Origin of the sequence: Pseudoalteromonas porphyrae (assembly GCF_001298125.1) — a bacterium.
Taxonomy (GTDB): domain Bacteria; phylum Pseudomonadota; class Gammaproteobacteria; order Enterobacterales; family Alteromonadaceae; genus Pseudoalteromonas; species Pseudoalteromonas neustonica.
This window is the reverse complement of the sequence record NZ_LHPH01000073.1, coordinates 1-804: the sequence shown is the minus strand read 5'-3', so window position 1 is coordinate 804 and position 804 is coordinate 1. Positions and strand designations below refer to the sequence as shown.

The following is an 804-nucleotide window of genomic DNA, read 5'->3' as shown; positions in this document are numbered from 1 at the left end:
TATTCAAGGTTTACTTCGCTGTTAAAACCACTGTCTGCGGTAAATTTGATTGTGTGTTTGTCTGCGGATTTATCTGTGTTCAGTTTATCTAACTGCTGTTTTAATTGTTTAACCGCTGGCTGTAAGGTTTGTTGCTCACCCACTGAGCCCCATGCCTGTGCTTGCAGTATAACTTGGTGCTTGTCGTCATTTATTGCTATCCCGTTGTAGCCTTGAATTGTGCCTTTCGAGGTGGTCATTTTCGCGCTTTACTCGTCCTATCCATGGACTCGCCTTTCAGGCCAGCTTTGCTGTTAAAATTCATTCCCGATGAATTTTTCAGGGTCGGTAATATTGCTTTTAATGGGCTTGCCTTTACTGCCTGTTTTTTCTTTGTGTGTGGCGAGAAAGTCTGTGATTTTCTCTGCGCTTTTATCCAGTTTTTCTTTTTGCTTTAAGTCTTGTTCAATGAACTCATCGCCCAGTCCATCTTGCGATTGGTGACGCTCAATAATACGTTTGCTTGCACGTTCTAATTTTGCTTTTTTACGCTCTAGCTCATCGAATGTGCCGCTCCATTTGCGTATTCTCATGACTTTGATCACCGATTCTCATCAGCTTTGATCACCTGATTTATCATTTTGTAGAGCCGTTTTTAAATTAGCTTAACTGATCATCATCAGTCAATTTATTTAACTGTTTTCGTATCGATTCTCCTTTTAAGTTCAACTTAATCGAACCATGAATTAGCCTATCTAAAATGGCGTCAGCATGGGTTGATTCTCCGATCATCTCATGCCAGTTTTCCTGCGGGAGCTGACTTAT

At 40.9% G+C, this 804-nt stretch carries 2 protein-coding genes and 1 pseudogene; all 3 read right to left on the bottom strand.

The window, feature by feature from the left end:
* Positions 1–239, bottom strand: a pseudogene (locus ADS77_RS21950) (transposase); the annotation flags it as partial.
* A 54-nt stretch (positions 240–293) separates the two neighbouring features.
* A complete protein-coding gene (locus ADS77_RS22580) occupies positions 294–572 on the bottom strand; it encodes a hypothetical protein (RefSeq protein WP_082355746.1) in 279 nt (92 codons plus the stop codon).
* Between the two features lie 67 nt (positions 573–639).
* Positions 640–804 (bottom strand): ATP-binding protein (locus tag ADS77_RS21195; protein ID WP_161803898.1); only part of this gene is annotated, 165 nt, incomplete at its 5' end.